Source organism: Leifsonia sp. 10L418 (assembly GCF_056395445.1).
Genome location: NZ_JBFTJN010000001.1, coordinates 661,911 through 677,300, shown reverse-complemented (window position 1 = coordinate 677,300; position 15,390 = coordinate 661,911). Strand labels below are relative to the sequence as shown.

Genomic DNA, 15,390 nt, shown 5'->3' with positions numbered 1-15,390 from the left:
CAGATCACGGCATGATTGAGCAATGCTGCGTTCGCGTTCACTTGTTGTGACTGCCACGGTTCTCTACCTGGCTTTCATTGGCGTGGTGACACTCGGCCCACAACCTGTCGACGGCTCTGATCAAGGCTGGGTTCATTCGCTGGTCACCTGGCTCGCCCAGTCGGATCTGACTGCGTGGATCACATACGAGCGGATCGAGTTCGCGGCAAACATCGGCTTGTTCGTGCCGCTCGGCGCGCTTCTGCTTCAGCTTGTCGGTCGACGTCGCTGGTGGCTGGTTCTGGCGGTCGGTTTCGCATTGAGCTGCGGAATCGAATTCGTACAGCTTTTTCTCCCCACGCGCGTCAGCGATGTGCGGGATATCCTCGCCAACACTCTCGGAACCGGGATCGGCGCCGCTCTCGCGTTCTTCGTTGCCGCGTCGAAAGCACGACGGAGGACGATTCGCCCGGATTTTCCAGAGGATTTTCGACCGGATCGTGCCGCCGCGTCTTAACATGAAGTACCTCGCGCAGAGCTGCGCGCGGCACACCTTAGGCAAACGGGCAAGCTGCACCGCGCGGTGGTGAACGCCACCGCACGGCGTCGACCCAGACCGACGGAAGGCGAAACGATGAGCCTCTGGCGCACCAAAAGCATCGAAGATTCACTGGCCGACTCGCACCTTGAGCACCGCAGCTTGAAACGCTCGCTCGGCACCTTCGACCTCATGATCATGGGGGTGGCCGTCGCGGTGGGCGCCGGAATCTTCTCGGTCGGCGCCAAAGCGGCCGGCAGTTATGCCGGCCCGTCGGTCACGCTCGCGTTCGTGCTGGCGGCCGTCACCTGCGCCCTGGCGATCATGTGTTACGCCGAGTTCGCCTCGACGATTCCGGTCGCCGGCTCGGCATACACCTATACCTACGCCACGCTCGGCGAGTTGCTGGCCTGGATCATCGGCTGGGATCTCATCCTCGAGATGCTCACCGCCGGCGCCGTCATCGCCAAATATTGGGGCATCTACCTCAGCAACGTCTTTGAACTGTGGAACTGGGACGTGCCGGCCACGATCAATGTTCTCGGCCTCACCGTGAGCTGGGGGCCGTTCTTGATCGTCGCGATCTTCACCACCCTGCTCGTGCTCGGCACGAAGCTCTCCAACCGGGTCGGCGCCGTGTTCACCATCATCAAGGTGGCCATCGTGCTCTTCGTGATCGTGGTGGGAGCGTTCTTCATCAACCCGGCCAATTACACCCCGTTCATCCCACCGTCCCAGCCTTCTGCCCCGGGTGAAGGCGACGCCTGGACCCAGTCACTGTTCTCATTCATGACCGGAGCCGCTCCCGCGCAATACGGAGTGTTCGGCCTGCTCGCCGGAGCATCCCTCGTCTTCTTCGCGTTCATCGGTTTCGATGTCGTCGCCACCTCGGCCGAAGAGGTCAAGAACCCGCAGCGCACCCTGCCACGCGGCATCTTCGGCGGCCTCGCCATCGTGAGCGTGCTCTACATCGGTGTGAGTCTGGTGCTCACCGGGATGGTTCCCTACACGGTGCTGGCGGACGCGGCGGAGCCAAGTCTCGCGACGGCCTTCATCGCCGTCGGGGCCGACTGGGCCGCCCAGGTGATCTCAATCGGAATTCTCGCCGGTCTCACCACGGTGATCATGGTGCTGCTGCTCGGCCTGGCCCGCGTGCTGTTCGCGATGAGCCGCGACGGCCTGCTCCCGAGCTGGATGAGCCGCACCTCCGACACGCGGCACACGCCGGCGCACGTGCAGATTCTGGTGGGCGTCGTCGTGGCGCTGCTGGCCGGACTGACGAACGTCGACGTTCTTGAGGAGATGATCAACATCGGCACCCTCTCGGCCTTCGTGTTGGTCAGCATCGGCGTGGTCGTGCTGCGCAAGAAGCGCCCGGACCTGCCGCGCGCATTCAGCGTGCCGTGGTCGCCCGTGCTGCCGATTCTCTCCGCAGCGCTCTGCGTCTGGCTGATGCTCAACCTCACGACGCTGACCTGGGTGCGGTTTCTGGTCTGGCTCGCCATCGGCATGATCGTCTACTTCGGCTATAGCCGGCGCCACTCGGTGCTCGGGCAGAAAGAGAAGGCCCTCGCAGCTGAGCAGGGAAAATAGCCAGGTTCACCTGGCCGGGAATAGGAACGCAGGGTGTACGGTTGGACCCAATATCCATGCAAACGCATTGAAATTGAGAGGGTGACATGCAGTTCGGAATCTTCACCGTCGGCGACTTGACCACCGACCCCACCACCGGCCAGACGCCGACCGAGAACGAGCGCATCAAAGCCATGCTCACGATCGCGCAGAAGGTCGAAGAAGTGGGGATGGATGTCTTTGCGACCGGCGAGCACCACAACCCGCCGTTCGTGCCCTCGAGCCCGACGACCATGCTCGGTTACATCGCCGCCAAGACCGAGAAGATCATCCTCTCGACCGCGACGACGCTGATCACGACCAACGACCCGGTCAAGATCGCTGAAGACTACGCGATGCTGCAGCACGTGGCAGACGGCCGCGTCGACCTGACATTGGGCCGCGGAAACACCGGCCCGGTCTACCCGTGGTTCGGCAAGGACATTCGCCAGGGCATCCCGCTGGCGCTCGAAAACTACGCATTGCTCCGCCGCCTCTGGCGTGAAGAATTCGTCGACTGGCAGGGCGAGTTCCGCACTCCGCTGCAGGGTTTCCAATCGACGCCGCGCCCGCTTGACGACGTGCCGCCCTTCGTCTGGCACGGCTCGATCCGCAGCCCAGAAATTGCCGAGCAGGCCGCCTACTACGGTGACGGCTTCTTCGCCAACAACATCTTCTGGCCCAAAGAGCACTATATGAAGCTCATCAGCTACTACCGTCAGCGCTTCGAGCACTACGGCCATGGCACGGCCGAGCAGGCGATCGTCGGCCTCGGCGGTCAGGTGTTCATGCGCAAGAACTCGCAGGACGCCATCAATGAGTTCCGCCCCTACTTCGACAACGCGCCGGTCTACGGGCACGGCCCGAGTCTCGAAGAGTTCTCGGCACAGACCCCGCTCGCGGTGGGTAGCCCGCAGGAGATCATCGACCGCTACGCCAAGATGCGGGACTACTACGGCGACTACCAGCGTCAGTTGTTCCTGATGGACCACGCCGGGTTGCCGCTGAAGGTCGTGCTGGAGCAGCTCGACATCCTCGGCGAAGAGGTGGTGCCTGTGCTTCGCAAGGAATTCGCCACCAACCGACCCGCGTCGGTGCCGGACGCGCCGACCCACGCCTCGCTGAAGGCCGCGGCAGAGAAGGCGTCCGCCGAAGAATTCGCCCAGGTGAAGTCCGCCCGCGGCGCCGCATTCGGTCTCGGCAGCACGACCACGGCAGGTGCCTAAGATGACGACACGCACACTCGCCGTCGTCTCGGCCGGCCTCAGCCAGCCGTCCTCGACACGGATGCTGGCCGACAAGCTGGCCGCCGCAACCGCAGCCCGGCTGGCCGAAGACGGCATCGAGGTGAAGATCGTCACCGTCGAACTCCGCGATGTGGCCACCGACGTGATGAACAATATGCTGACCGGGTTTCCGAGCCCGCGACTCGACGCCGTGATCGAATCGGTCACCGGTGCCGACGGCCTGATTGCCGTCACGCCCATCTTCACCACGAGCTACAGCGGACTGTTCAAGACTTTCTTCGACGTTCTGGACAACACCTCGCTCACCGACATGCCTGTGCTGATCGGGGCGACGGCCGGCACCGCGCGGCACTCGCTGGCGCTCGACTATGCGATTCGCCCGATGTTCACCTATCTGCACTCTGTCGTCGCGCCGACCTCGGTCTTCGCCGCGTCGGAAGACTGGGGGAGCGGCGCCGACACGGTGAAGACGCTGCCGAACCGCATCGACCGGGCGGCCGGCGAGCTGGCGGCGCTCATGCTGCTCTCCGACCGGTCGAGTCTGGTGCGCGACCCATTCGCACTCGACCCGTCGTTTAATCCGACCGGTGGTTTTCAGGCCAGCTAGGCAGCCGGCCGGTTACCCGCCGACAAGACGGATGCCCGCTTCCTCGACGAGGGAGCGGGCATCCGTGGTGTCTGCGTGTGATTGATTGGCCCGGAGGTGCGTCACATCCCCGGAACCGGCATCGTCTCGAGGACCTCGATCGTTCCCTGCCGCAGGTGCGGGTGGCCGTCGGTGAGTGCGACAGCAGCGTCGACGTTGTCGGCTTCGATGATCGAATAGCCGTTCACTTCGCTGGATGTCGCGGTGGCGCCGCTGCTTGTGACAGCTTTGCCATTGCCCAGGGGGACGCCGAAGTCAATCAGCGCCGGTCCGAGCCGGGCCGACCACGCCATCCAGGCATCCAGTTCGGCCTTCACATCTTCCTCTGACATCTGCATTTGCTCCTCGGCGCTTACCGGGGAGGTGTAAAGAAGAACGTATTTGGGCATTGCTTTTCCCTTCGATCTGTGAGGAATCTGGCTTCGCGGGTCAATCTACGCTTCGGAGCACGAGCACGAGCACGTGCGAAGCAGGGGCTACCAGTGTTTCGAAGGGCCGTGATGTTAGACTGCCCGAGGTCAGTCTGCGGATTGACCGAGCACGGTGTAACTCAACACTGTACGGAGCAGGCTGGCAGGAAGCTGGTCCTCGGTGGTGGTTTCCCAACACGCAGTCGATTCTCACACGATCGCCGGTTGGTGAATTTCTACTGGTGGCCAGCACGAATGCCGGGCGCGATCATGCGCTCGGCGGCTGAGTTTCTGCCTGTTCCTCGCTTCGTTGTTCCACTCGCGCGCCATACGGGCAAACGAGTCTAAACAAAGGAGATAGACCTCTTGGAAGGTCCAGAAATCACGTTCGCCGAAACCGTTATCGATAACGGCAAGTACGGCAAGCGCACCATCCGTTTCGAAACTGGGCGTCTCGCTCAGCAGGCGCAGGGTTCTGCCGCCGCTTACATCGACGAAGAGACCATGCTTCTCTCCGCCACCAGTGCGAGCAAGCAGCCGAAGGACAACTTCGACTTCTTCCCGCTGACCATCGACGTTGAAGAGCGTATGTACGCCGCGGGTCGCATCCCGGGCAGCTTCTTCCGTCGCGAGGGCCGTCCCTCGACCGAAGCCATCCTCACCTGCCGTTTGATCGACCGGCCGCTGCGCCCGTCGTTCGTCGACGGTCTCCGTAACGAGATCCAGGTTGTCGTCACCGTTCTGGCCATCGCGCCCGACGAGCTGTACGACGTGCTCGCGATCAACGCTGCATCCATGTCGACGCAGCTCGCCGGCCTGCCCTTCTCCGGCCCGATCGGTGGCGTTCGCGTCGCCCTCATGCCCGACGAGAACGGCTCCGGCCAGTGGGTTGCCTTCCCGAAGCACTCGCAGCTTGCCGACGCCGTGTTCAGCATGGTCGTTGCAGGTCGCCTGATCGACGACGGCAACGACGTCGCGATCATGATGATCGAAGCTGAAGCTACCGACAACGCGTGGAACCTGATTCAGGCCGGCGCTGTCAAGCCGAACGAAGAGGTCATCGCGCAGGGCATCGAAGCATCGAAGCCCTTCATCAAGCAGCTCATCGAGGCTCAGCAGAAGGTTGCGGCTACCGCAGCCAAGCCGACCGCCGAGTACAAGCTCTTCCCGCCCTACGAGCAGGAGACCTACGACGCTGTCGCAGCTCTTGCCGAGGCTGAGCTCGCCGGCATCTACCAGATCGCCGCCAAGGTCGAGCGTCAGGATGCTGACGACGCACTCAAGGCGCGCGTCAAGGACGCCATCGCTGCTCAGGTCGAGGCCGGAACGCTTCCCGCTTCCGCCCTGAACCAGGTTGGTGCCGCGTACAAGTCGGTCACCAAGAAGGTTGTGCGCACTCGCGTGCTCAACGAAGGCATTCGTATGGACGGACGCGGCCTGGCCGACATCCGCCCGCTCGACGCCGAGGTTGCGGTCATCCCGCGCGTTCACGGCTCCGCGATCTTCCAGCGCGGCGAGACCCAGATCCTGGGTGTCACCACGCTGAACATGCTCAAGCTTGAGCAGACGATCGACTCGCTGAACCCGGTCACCAAGAAGCGTTACATGCACAACTACAACTTCCCGCCCTACTCGACCGGTGAAACCGGCCGTGTGGGAACGCCGAAGCGTCGCGAGATCGGCCACGGAGCGCTCGCTGAGCGTGCCCTGGTTCCCGTGCTGCCGACGCGCGAGGAGTTCCCCTACGCGATCCGTCAGGTGTCTGAGGCCCTCAGCTCCAACGGCTCGACCTCGATGGGTTCCGTGTGCGCTTCGACCCTCGCCCTGCTGAACGCCGGTGTGCCGCTGAAGGCGCCCGTCGCCGGAATCGCCATGGGCCTCATCTCCGACACCGTTGACGGCAAGACCCGCTACGCGGCTCTGACCGACATCCTCGGTGCCGAAGACGCACTCGGCGACATGGACTTCAAGGTTGCCGGCACCAGCGAATTCGTCACCGCGATTCAGCTCGACACCAAGCTCGACGGCATCCCCGCCTCGGTCCTGGCCGGCGCGCTGAACCAGGCGAAGGATGCCCGCACGACGATCCTCGCCGTGCTGAACGCTGCAATCGACCAGCCCGACGAGATGGCACCGACCGCGCCCCGCGTGATCAGTGTGCAGATCCCCGTCGACAAGATTGGCGAGCTGATCGGCCCGAAGGGCAAGACGATCAACGCCATTCAGGACGAGACCGGCGCCGATATCTCGATCGAAGAAGACGGCACCGTGTACATCGGCGCCGTCGACGGACCGTCGGCTGAGGCTGCGCGTGCGCAGGTCAACGCCATCGCGAACCCGACCAACCCTGAGGTTGGCGAGCAGTTCCTCGGAACTGTCGTGAAGATCGCCGCTTTCGGCGCCTTCGTCTCGCTGCTCCCGGGCAAGGACGGCCTGCTGCACATCTCTGAGGTGCGTAAGCTCGCCGGTGGCAAGCGCGTTGAGAACGTCGAAGACGTGCTCGGCGTCGGCCAGAAGGTTCTCGTTGAGATCACCAAGATTGATGACCGTGGCAAGCTGTCGCTCGCCCCGGTGCTCGAAGAGGGCGGTGACACGGAAGGTCGTGGCGCCACCGCTGAGCACGCTGAGGCTCCGGCCGAAGGCTAGTCAGAAAGATCTCCCGGTTCGCCTCTCGCCAGGCTGCCGGTGAGACGGAGGGCCCGTTCTGCTTCGGCAGACGGGCCCTTTCGCTTTAACCTCGCCGAGCTTGTGCGTTCCGGTCGAGTTTGTCCGGCAGAACACGCACACTCGACCGCAAGACTCAAGGTCGGCGGGACCGGCCGGCAGGTTCACCGAGAAGTGGATTCGGTCACTCGCTCGAGGAGTGGCGTGACGCGGTACGGGATCAGCTCGCCCATCGCCAATGAGGTCGCGGTACGCTCCACGCCGTCGACGGCCAGAATTGTGCCGTCGATGCGAAACAGATCGTCGGCATCCGTGCAGACGACCCGCACCAGCAAGTCGGTCTGCCCGCTCATTCCATGCGCCTGCACGATTTCGGGAATCTGGGCGAGTTCGTCAACGATTTGAGCGAGACGCTTCTGCTGCACGTGCACTTCGATGAACGCGGTGAGCGGATATCCCAGGGCGACCGGGTTGATGCAGCGATCGAACGAGACGAACGCGTTGGATTCCTCAAGTCGGGTCATGCGGGCCTGTACCGTGTTGCGCGACAAGCCGAGTCGAGCGGCCAGGGCCACGAAGGTGCTGCGCGGGTCGTGGATGAGAGCCCGCAGCAGTTGCGAGTCGGTGGCGTCAACGGTGTACATGATGCCGAGAATAGCACCCTGATCTCACACAAAACAGAGCATATTGCTCACACAGATGGCGATCGATTGTGCTCTCTGTCGCATCGACGTACGCTCGCTTTAACTTCAGCAATCCACTATCTCGGCACATCTTTTATCTCGGCACACCTTTTATCTCGGCAATGACGCGGGGAGCGACCCATGATCGACACGAATCTCACGATTGACCCGGATTCAGTGAATGCCACGTATGTGGCGAACACCACGGCTCCAGCGGATGCCTCGGGATCGGGGCCCACGGACTCAGATTTCCGGCAGCTGCTCACACCAGAGGGAGTGCGCCGTCCCGACGCGGAACTCGACGCCTGGGTCGCCGACATCGGCACTCACGAGTTGGCCGCATTCTACGAAGACATGGTGGCGGTGCGTCGCATCGACACCGAGGCCACCGCCCTGCAGCGCCAGGGACAGTTGGGTCTCTGGGCTCCGCTCCTCGGCCAGGAAGCGGCCCAGATCGGATCCGCCCGCGCCTTGCGCAGCGACGATTTCGTCTTCTCGAGCTACCGCGAGAACGGGGTCGCGTACTGCCGCGGCGTAGGGCTGACCGACATTCTGCGGGTGTGGCGCGGAAACACTCAATCAGGCTGGAACCCGTTTGAGATTGGGATGGCCACTCCGGCGATCATCATCGGCGCCCAGACACTCCATGCAACGGGTTATGCCCTGGGCTGCACATTCGACGGCGTCGACTCAGTGACCGTTGCCTACTTCGGCGATGGGGCGACGAGTGAAGGCGACGTCAACGAGGCGATGGTCTTCGCGGCCAGTTTCAACGCTCCGGTCATCTTCTTCTGCCAGAACAACCACTGGGCGATCTCCGAACCGGTCGGCGTGCAGACGGTGAGGCACCTCGCCGACCGTGCGCCGGGGTTCGGGATCCCGAGCCTGCGCGTCGACGGCAACGACGTGCTGGCGGTCATGGCGGCGACCCGCATCGCGCTCGATCGGGCGCGCAAGGGCGGCGGTCCGACCTTCATTGAGGCCGTCACCTACCGGATGGGTCCGCACACCACCGCCGATGACCCGACGCGCTATCGCGACGCGGTCGAGCTGGCTGAGTGGGCGGAACGCGACCCGATCCTGCGACTGCGACGGATGCTCGAGGCGGCCGGTGCCTTCACCCCCGAGTTTGAGCAGCACGTGGCGGCCACCGCCGATCAGGTGGCCGCAGAGCTCCGCGCCGGATGCGTGGCGATGCCGGATCCGGAACCGCTCGCGCTGTTCGACAACGTCTATGCAACGCCACACGCCACGCTGCAACGTCAACGCGACGACTACGCGGCCTACCTCGACAGCTTTGATGTGGCATCCGAATCAGGAGAACGCTCATGACCACGATGACCTTGGCGAAAGCGATCAACTCTGGACTCCGTCAGGCGCTGCAGGATGACGACAAGGTCGTCTTGCTCGGCGAAGACATCGGCCTGCTCGGTGGCGTCTTTCGGGTGACCGACGGGTTGCTCGCCGAGTTCGGCCATCGACGGGTGATCGACACCCCGCTTGCGGAGTCCGGCATCATCGGCACCGCGGTCGGGTTGGCGTATCGCGGCTACCGGCCGGTCTGTGAGATTCAGTTCGACGGCTTCATCTATCCGAGTTTCGACCAGATCGTCGCCCAGGTCGCCAAGATGCATTACCGCACCAACGGCCAGGTGCGGATGCCCATCACGATTCGGGTGCCGTTCGGCGGTGGAATCGGCTCGGTCGAGCACCACTCCGAATCGCCGGAGGCCTACTTCGCGCACACGGCCGGGCTGCGGGTGATCGCGGTGTCGAACCCGCAAGATGCCTACGCCCTGCTGCGACAGGCCATCGCCTCTGACGACCCAGTGCTCTACTTCGAGCCCAAACGGCGCTATCACGTCAAGGGGGAGGTGGAGGAGGTGCTCGGCACGCCGATGGAAAGCGCGACGCTGGTCACCGAGGGCAGCGATGTCACCCTTGTCACCTACGGGGGGCTCGTGACGACGGCTCGGGATGCGGCTCTCGCCGCGGCCGATGACGGAGTCTCGGTGGAGGTGATTGACCTGCGTTCACTCGCCCCGGTCGACTACCCGACGATCGAGGCGTCCGTCAGGAAGACCGGGCGTCTGGTGATCACCCATGAGGCGATTCGTTCCGGCGGGTTGGGCGGCGAGATCGTCGCCACGATCACCGAACGCTGCTTCGAGTTTCTGGAGGCCGCGCCGGTGCGGGTGACCGGGTTCGACGTGCCCTATCCGGTGGCGAAACTTGAAAACCATCACCTGCCCGACCTCGACCGGATGCTCGACGGGATCGACCGCGCGATGGGACGCCGCTCATGATCACAGTGTTCGCGTTGCCCGACCTCGGTGAGGGGTTGACCGAGTCGGAGGTTGTGGCCTGGTACGTGGCCCCGGGGGATGTCGTCGCCCTGAATCAGCACATTGCCGACATCGAGACGGCGAAGGCCGTCGTTGAGCTTCCGTCGCCGTTCGCCGGCACCGTGACCGCGCTTCATCAGCAGGCGGGCGTGGTGATGCAGGTCGGGGATCCGTTGCTGTCGTTCGAGGTCGCAGATGAGGGGGGTGCCGGCGAGGGTGGGCCGACCGAGACCGCACCGGCCGCAGCTGAACCAGCGGCGACTGCCGGAGAAGAACGCACCGCGGTGCTCGTCGGCTACGGCGCCGTTGCCGACCGGGCCGGTCGCCCGGTGCGAAAACCGCGAAAGTTGTCGGCGGTCGAGCAGGCTCCGGTGGTCGTGTCTCTCCAGGCCCGACAACCGGCTCGTCCCACCGGTCGCCCGCGCTCCACTCCACCCGTGCGCGCCCTTGCCCGGGAACTCGGCGTAGACCTGCACGCCGTGAGCGGGACCGGCCCCGACGGCCTGATCACCCGCGATGACGTGCAGGCGCAGGCGGCGAGCGAGCGCGGCACAGCGGGAGGCGCTCTGCGGATTCTGCCCGACGCATCCGCGGAGTCGAACGAGGGAGCGCGAGAACGGGAGACCCGCACTCCCATTCGGAGCCTGCGCAAGCTCACGGCCGCGGCGATGGTGCAGAGCGCATTCACCGCGCCGCACGTCACCGAGTTTCTCACTGTCGACGTGACGCCGAGCATGGAACTTCTCGAGACCCTCAACAAACGGAGGACGGATTCGCAGCCTCGCCTCGGAATCCTCGCTGTTGTCGCCAAGGCTCTCTGTCTCGCGGTCAGTCGCCAGCCCGCGGTGAACACACGCTGGGAGGAGGCGGCAGGCGAGATCGTGCAGTTCCACTACGTGAATCTCGGCATCGCCGTTGCCACGCCGCGTGGTCTCGTCGTGCCCGTCATCTCCGACGCCGATCGACTCACCCTGCCGCAACTTGCCGACGAGCTCGCCGCACTTGCCGAGGCGGCACGAGCGGGGTCCACGGCCCCCGCCGACCTTCGCGGCGGAACCATCACCATCACCAACATCGGTGTCTTCGGCGTGGATGCGGGCACACCGATTCTGAATCCGGGGGAGGCGGCGATTCTCGCGATGGGCGCCATCCGTCGCCAGCCCTGGGAGTATCGCGGCGAGATCGCGCTGCGGCAGGTGATGACCCTTGCCCTGTCGTTCGACCATCGGCTCGTCGACGGCGAGCAGGGCGCCCGTTTTCTCAGTGACGTCGGTGCAATTCTCGCAAACCCCGGCATCGTGCTGACCATGGTCTGACGCCGGCCGAGAACGGGGTTCCGAGAGCGAACGCAGGGTTGACCGTGCCTGCGCGGCAGAGCAGAGTGAGGCTATGAACGCCCCCATCTATCTCAGTCAGACCGACACGGCGCCCCTTCTCAGAGGAACCGCGTTCATGCACCTCGATGGCGGGCTCCACGCCAACTATCGCACCAAGGATTTCGCATCGGCGCTGGCATTGGTCAACGCAGTCGGGGTGCTGGCCGAGGAATCGAATCATCATCCGGACGTGGTCTTCGGCTGGGGGGCCGTGACCTTCCACCTGAGCTCCCACGACGTCGGCGGGGTGACCGAGCGCGACGTGCGGCTGGCGCTGCGCATCCAGGAAATCGCGGATGCCACGGGGTCGACCGCCCGGAGACTCGACCCGACCCGGTACGACATTGCGATCGACTGCACCGACGTGGATTCCATCATCCAGTTCTGGAAGGTCGGCCTGGATTACCGTGAAGTCGTCGGCGAAGGCGGGACCGAACTCGTCGACCCGCGTGGCCAAGGACCGCGGGTATGGTTCCAGCACATGGAGATCGCGCGCACTCAACGCAATCGCATCCACCTCGATGTGTACGTGCCGACCGCACACGCCAGGGCGCGGGTGAATGCCGTGATCGAAGCCGGAGGAGTACTGCTCACCGACGAGCATGCCCCGGAGTGGTGGGTGCTGGCGGATGCCGAGGGCAACGAGATGTGCGTCTGCACGACTGACAATTAGGGCGGCATGCGCGTGGCACTCTGGATTTGCATGGCCTGCGGTCTCGAACATGCCGACACCGTCGCACCGCCGCCGGTCTGCGAGATCTGCACGGAAGAACGTCAATTCGTGCCGCTGACGGGGCAGGCCTGGGCGACGTCTGAGCGCCTCGAGTCGAGCGGCCGGGTGCTGCGGGAGCAACCGGTCGAGCCGGGCCTTCGACGGGTGACGGTCACGCCGCGGGTAGGAATCGGCCAGCACGCGCTGCTCGTGCAGACGAGTGAGGGAAACCTGCTCTGGGAGCCACCCGGATTCATCAGCGATGCCGGCGTGGGTCTGCTGCGCGGCCTGGGCGGGGTTGCCGCCGTCACCGGTAGCCACCCACACCTGATGGGCGCGATGGTCAGTTGGAGCCAGGCGTTCGGCGGCGCCCCGATTTACGTCGCGGCCGCCGACCGGGCGTGGACGCGGCGACCGGACCCGGCCATCGTGCACTGGAGCGGCGAAGCGAGCCCGTTGCCGGGCATCCGTCTGGTGCAATGCGGCGGCCACTTTGCGGGAAGCAGCGTGTTGCACTGGGCCGACGGGGCGGAAGGCCGGGGTGTGATCTTCACCGGCGACACCGTCTTCATCGGGCCCGATGGGCGCACGGTGAGCGCGATGCGGTCGTATCCCAACCTGCTGCCGTTGCCCGAAGGCGCAGTGAGCCAGATTCTCGATCGGCTGGAACCGTTGCCCTACGATCGCGCATACGGCTCGTTCGGGCAGGTCATCGAATCCGATGCCCACAACGTGGTGCGCCGTTCACTCGCGCGCTACATCGAGTGGCAGCGTGGCGAGGTCGACGACTTCTAGCGGTGCGGTGCGGGGGAGGGGTTCAGCGCCGCCCAAGCCATTTCTTCCAGGAGTGGCCGCACGAGCGCGACCGAGACGGTTGGCACGCTGTGCGGGGTGGAGTTGATCAGACCGAATGTCGCCTGAGCTCGCACCCGCACGAGCTGAGGCGAAACCTGGGGGTTGAGCCGAGCGAGCACGGCCACCCACAGCTCGACATAGCGGCGCTGCAGCGCGCGCACTCGGTGTCGGCCCGGCTCGGCCAGGGTGTCGAGATCGCGATCTTGCACCCGGATGACGTCGGGGTGGGTGAGTGCAAAATCCACATGAAAGTGCACCAAGGCTCGCAGCGCCGCCTCATCGTCGTCTGCGGCGTCGACGACAGCCTGGCCACCTGACGCCAGACCCTCGCTGACTCCGACGAGCAATGCGGAGAGCACATCTTGTTTGCCGCTGAAGTGCCGGTAGACCGCCGGCCCGCTCACGCCGACCGCCGAGCCCAAGTCTTCCATGGCGACACCGTTGAAGCCCGACCGGGCGAACAACGTGGCCGCAGCGTCGAGCAGGGCAGCACGCCGATCGGCCTTCGCCTGGCTGCGGAGGGTCGGCGTTCCAGCGATCGCCGGAGCGACGGACAGGGGATCTGACACAGGACCGGACACGGTGTCGACCTTTCGAGAATGGACCTCTAGACATCCAGGGCAAGGATGGCTACGCTGAAATTCAGTTAGTCATCATTAACTGAATACTCTCACAGTACGTGATTCCCCGACCAACCGGAAGCCGTCAATGCAGACACTGACTTCACAGCTCGACACCACCGGGCCGGCATTCGCCGAGAACGACGCGGCCCAGCGCGCTCTCGTCACGACGTTGCGCAGTCGGCTGGCCGTCGCCGCCCTCGGCGGGCCCGAAGCGTCACGCCAGCGGCACCAGGCTCGCGGCAAATTGCTTCCCCGCGAACGCATTGACGAACTGCTCGACCCGGGCAGCCCGTTTCTCGAAATCGCGCCGCTCGCCGCGTTCGGGCTCTACAACGACGACAGCCCCGGTGCCGGACTGATCGCCGGTATCGGCCTCGTGCACGGTCGCCCGGTGCTCGTGATCTCGAACGACGCGACGGTCAAGGGCGGCACCTACTACCCGATGACCGTCAAGAAGCATCTGCGTGCGCAAGAGATCGCGCTCGAAAACCGGCTGCCATGCATCTACTTGGTCGACTCGGGCGGCGCCTTTCTTCCGATGCAGGACGAGGTCTTTCCTGACCGCGACCACTTCGGGCGCATCTTCTTCAACCAGGCACGGATGTCCGCTGCAAAGATCGCGCAGATCGCCTCGGTGATGGGATCTTGCACTGCCGGCGGGGCCTATGTGCCGGCGATGAGCGATGAGACGGTCATCGTGCGCGGCCAAGGCACGATCTTTCTCGGTGGCCCGCCCCTCGTGAAGGCGGCGATCGGCGAGATCGTCTCGGCTGAAGAGTTGGGAGGAGGCGAACTGCACTCCCGCACCTCGGGAGTCACCGATCACCTCGCCGAGAACGACAGCCACGCGTTGCAGATTGTCCGCGACATCGTCGCCACCCTGCCGGCCCAGGCCGCCCGGGTCTGGGAGGTGCGCGACAGCGTCGACCCGGCGGTCGCCGAGAGTGAGCTCTACGGGGCGGTGCCGACTGATGTGCACGGCCACTACGACGTACACGAGGTGATCGCCCGCCTCGTCGACGGGAGTGAGTTCCACGAATTCAAGCGTGAGTACGGCACCACGCTGGTCACCGGGTTCGCTCATCTGCACGGGCATCCAGTCGGCATCATCGCCAACAACGGCGTGCTGTTCTCCGAGTCGGCCGAGAAAGGCGCGCACTTCATCGAGCTCTGCGACCAGCGCGGAGTGCCGCTGCTCTTCTTGCAGAACATCTCAGGGTTCATGGTCGGTCGCGACGCCGAAGCCGGCGGCATCGCCAAGAACGGCGCGAAAATGGTCACCGCCGTCGCCACCGCCCGCGTGCCGAAACTCACCGTCGTGATCGGCGGCTCGTTCGGCGCCGGAAACTACTCCATGTGCGGCAGGGCCTATTCGCCCCGCTTTCTCTGGATGTGGCCGGCCAGTCGCATCTCGGTGATGGGCGGAACGCAGGCGTCGTCGGTGCTCGCCACGGTGAAACGCGACCAGATCGAAGGCCGCGGCGACCAGTGGTCGGCCGCCGACGAGGCCGAGTTCACGGCGCCGATCACCGAGCAGTATGAGCGGCAGGGGAGCCCCTACTACTCCACAGCGCGCCTCTGGGACGACGGCATCATCGACCCAGCCGACACCCGCACGGTGCTCGGACTCGCTCTTGACGTCTGTTCACGAACACCTCTTCCCGAGACCGCCTTCGGTCTCTTCCGGATGTGATGCCGCTC

General features: G+C 64.8%; 14 protein-coding genes. 11 read left to right on the top strand and 3 right to left on the bottom strand.

Features of this window, described 5'->3' with window-relative positions; translation table 11 throughout:
• The first annotated feature begins 22 nt into the window (after positions 1–22).
• The 4 genes from AC1DCF_RS03125 to AC1DCF_RS03110 all read left to right on the top strand — a co-directional run bounded on the left by AC1DCF_RS03125 (position 23) and on the right by AC1DCF_RS03110 (position 3,982).
• On the top strand, positions 23–496 hold the full coding sequence (locus tag AC1DCF_RS03125; RefSeq protein ID WP_477209735.1) for a VanZ family protein: 474 nt from the start codon (positions 23–25) through the stop codon (positions 494–496).
• Between the two features lie 117 nt (positions 497–613).
• Complete coding sequence (locus tag AC1DCF_RS03120; RefSeq protein ID WP_477209734.1) at positions 614–2,110, top strand: amino acid permease; 1,497 nt, start codon at positions 614–616, stop codon at positions 2,108–2,110.
• A gap of 86 nt (positions 2,111–2,196) precedes the next feature.
• Positions 2,197–3,354, top strand: a complete 1,158-nt coding sequence (locus AC1DCF_RS03115; protein WP_477209733.1) for an LLM class flavin-dependent oxidoreductase — start codon at positions 2,197–2,199, stop codon at positions 3,352–3,354.
• 1 nt (position 3,355) lies between these two features.
• Positions 3,356–3,982 (top strand): FMN reductase, encoded by a 627-nt coding sequence (locus AC1DCF_RS03110; RefSeq protein WP_477209732.1) that lies wholly within the window; start codon positions 3,356–3,358, stop codon positions 3,980–3,982.
• A gap of 101 nt (positions 3,983–4,083) precedes the next feature.
• Here AC1DCF_RS03110 and AC1DCF_RS03105 read toward each other — a convergent pair whose 3' ends face one another.
• Positions 4,084–4,353 carry a YciI family protein gene (locus AC1DCF_RS03105; protein WP_477209731.1) on the bottom strand — a complete coding sequence of 90 codons (270 nt, stop codon included), beginning with the start codon at positions 4,351–4,353 and terminating at the stop codon, positions 4,084–4,086.
• 444 nt (positions 4,354–4,797) lie between these two features.
• Between AC1DCF_RS03105 and AC1DCF_RS03100 the strand changes: the two genes are divergently transcribed.
• The gene (locus tag AC1DCF_RS03100; protein ID WP_477209730.1) at positions 4,798–7,077 is read left to right on the top strand and encodes a polyribonucleotide nucleotidyltransferase; all 2,280 of its coding nucleotides are present in this window, start codon (positions 4,798–4,800) and stop codon (positions 7,075–7,077) included.
• 182 nt (positions 7,078–7,259) lie between these two features.
• On the opposite strand, the gene AC1DCF_RS03095 is transcribed toward AC1DCF_RS03100, so the two are convergent.
• Positions 7,260–7,739 carry an Lrp/AsnC family transcriptional regulator gene (locus AC1DCF_RS03095; RefSeq protein ID WP_441791104.1) on the bottom strand — a complete coding sequence of 160 codons (480 nt, stop codon included), beginning with the start codon at positions 7,737–7,739 and terminating at the stop codon, positions 7,260–7,262.
• Between the two features lie 180 nt (positions 7,740–7,919).
• On the opposite strand from AC1DCF_RS03095, the gene pdhA reads away from it, so the two are divergent.
• From pdhA to AC1DCF_RS03070, 5 genes are all read left to right on the top strand, one after another.
• Positions 7,920–9,110 (top strand): pyruvate dehydrogenase (acetyl-transferring) E1 component subunit alpha, encoded by a 1,191-nt coding sequence (gene pdhA, locus AC1DCF_RS03090; RefSeq protein WP_477209729.1) that lies wholly within the window; start codon positions 7,920–7,922, stop codon positions 9,108–9,110.
• Positions 9,107–10,084: an alpha-ketoacid dehydrogenase subunit beta gene (locus AC1DCF_RS03085; protein ID WP_441791102.1), complete on the top strand. Its 978-nt coding sequence runs from the start codon at positions 9,107–9,109 to the stop codon at positions 10,082–10,084. The genes pdhA and AC1DCF_RS03085 overlap by 4 nt, the downstream gene beginning before the upstream one ends.
• Complete coding sequence (locus AC1DCF_RS03080) at positions 10,081–11,439, top strand: dihydrolipoamide acetyltransferase family protein (protein ID WP_477209728.1); 1,359 nt, start codon at positions 10,081–10,083, stop codon at positions 11,437–11,439. Before AC1DCF_RS03085 ends, AC1DCF_RS03080 begins: the two co-directional genes overlap by 4 nt.
• A gap of 73 nt (positions 11,440–11,512) precedes the next feature.
• Positions 11,513–12,172, top strand: a complete 660-nt coding sequence (locus AC1DCF_RS03075; protein ID WP_477209727.1) for a VOC family protein — start codon at positions 11,513–11,515, stop codon at positions 12,170–12,172.
• Positions 12,173–12,178: 6 nt separating this feature from the next.
• Positions 12,179–13,006: an MBL fold metallo-hydrolase gene (locus AC1DCF_RS03070; protein ID WP_477209726.1), complete on the top strand. Its 828-nt coding sequence runs from the start codon at positions 12,179–12,181 to the stop codon at positions 13,004–13,006.
• On the opposite strand, the gene AC1DCF_RS03065 is transcribed toward AC1DCF_RS03070, so the two are convergent.
• Positions 13,003–13,635 (bottom strand): TetR/AcrR family transcriptional regulator, encoded by a 633-nt coding sequence (locus tag AC1DCF_RS03065; protein WP_477209725.1) that lies wholly within the window; start codon positions 13,633–13,635, stop codon positions 13,003–13,005. The genes AC1DCF_RS03070 and AC1DCF_RS03065 overlap by 4 nt on opposite strands.
• A gap of 139 nt (positions 13,636–13,774) precedes the next feature.
• On the opposite strand from AC1DCF_RS03065, the gene AC1DCF_RS03060 reads away from it, so the two are divergent.
• Positions 13,775–15,382, top strand: coding sequence for a carboxyl transferase domain-containing protein (locus AC1DCF_RS03060; protein ID WP_477209724.1), 1,608 nt, complete (start codon positions 13,775–13,777; stop codon positions 15,380–15,382).
• The last annotated feature ends 8 nt before the right edge of the window (positions 15,383–15,390 follow it).

Coding starts and splice junctions, on each gene's coding strand:
- AC1DCF_RS03110 (WP_477209732.1), top strand. CDS start 3,356: ATGACGACACGCACACTCGCCGTCGTCTCGGCCGGCCTCAGCCAGCCG.
- AC1DCF_RS03125 (WP_477209735.1), top strand. CDS start 23: ATGCTGCGTTCGCGTTCACTTGTTGTGACTGCCACGGTTCTCTACCTG.
- AC1DCF_RS03060 (WP_477209724.1), top strand. CDS start 13,775: ATGCAGACACTGACTTCACAGCTCGACACCACCGGGCCGGCATTCGCC.
- pdhA (WP_477209729.1), top strand. CDS start 7,920: ATGATCGACACGAATCTCACGATTGACCCGGATTCAGTGAATGCCACG.
- AC1DCF_RS03115 (WP_477209733.1), top strand. CDS start 2,197: ATGCAGTTCGGAATCTTCACCGTCGGCGACTTGACCACCGACCCCACC.
- AC1DCF_RS03075 (WP_477209727.1), top strand. CDS start 11,513: ATGAACGCCCCCATCTATCTCAGTCAGACCGACACGGCGCCCCTTCTC.
- AC1DCF_RS03080 (WP_477209728.1), top strand. CDS start 10,081: ATGATCACAGTGTTCGCGTTGCCCGACCTCGGTGAGGGGTTGACCGAG.
- AC1DCF_RS03085 (WP_441791102.1), top strand. CDS start 9,107: ATGACCACGATGACCTTGGCGAAAGCGATCAACTCTGGACTCCGTCAG.
- AC1DCF_RS03095 (WP_441791104.1), bottom strand. CDS start 7,739: ATGTACACCGTTGACGCCACCGACTCGCAACTGCTGCGGGCTCTCATC.
- AC1DCF_RS03105 (WP_477209731.1), bottom strand. CDS start 4,353: ATGTCAGAGGAAGATGTGAAGGCCGAACTGGATGCCTGGATGGCGTGG.
- AC1DCF_RS03120 (WP_477209734.1), top strand. CDS start 614: ATGAGCCTCTGGCGCACCAAAAGCATCGAAGATTCACTGGCCGACTCG.
- AC1DCF_RS03070 (WP_477209726.1), top strand. CDS start 12,179: ATGCGCGTGGCACTCTGGATTTGCATGGCCTGCGGTCTCGAACATGCC.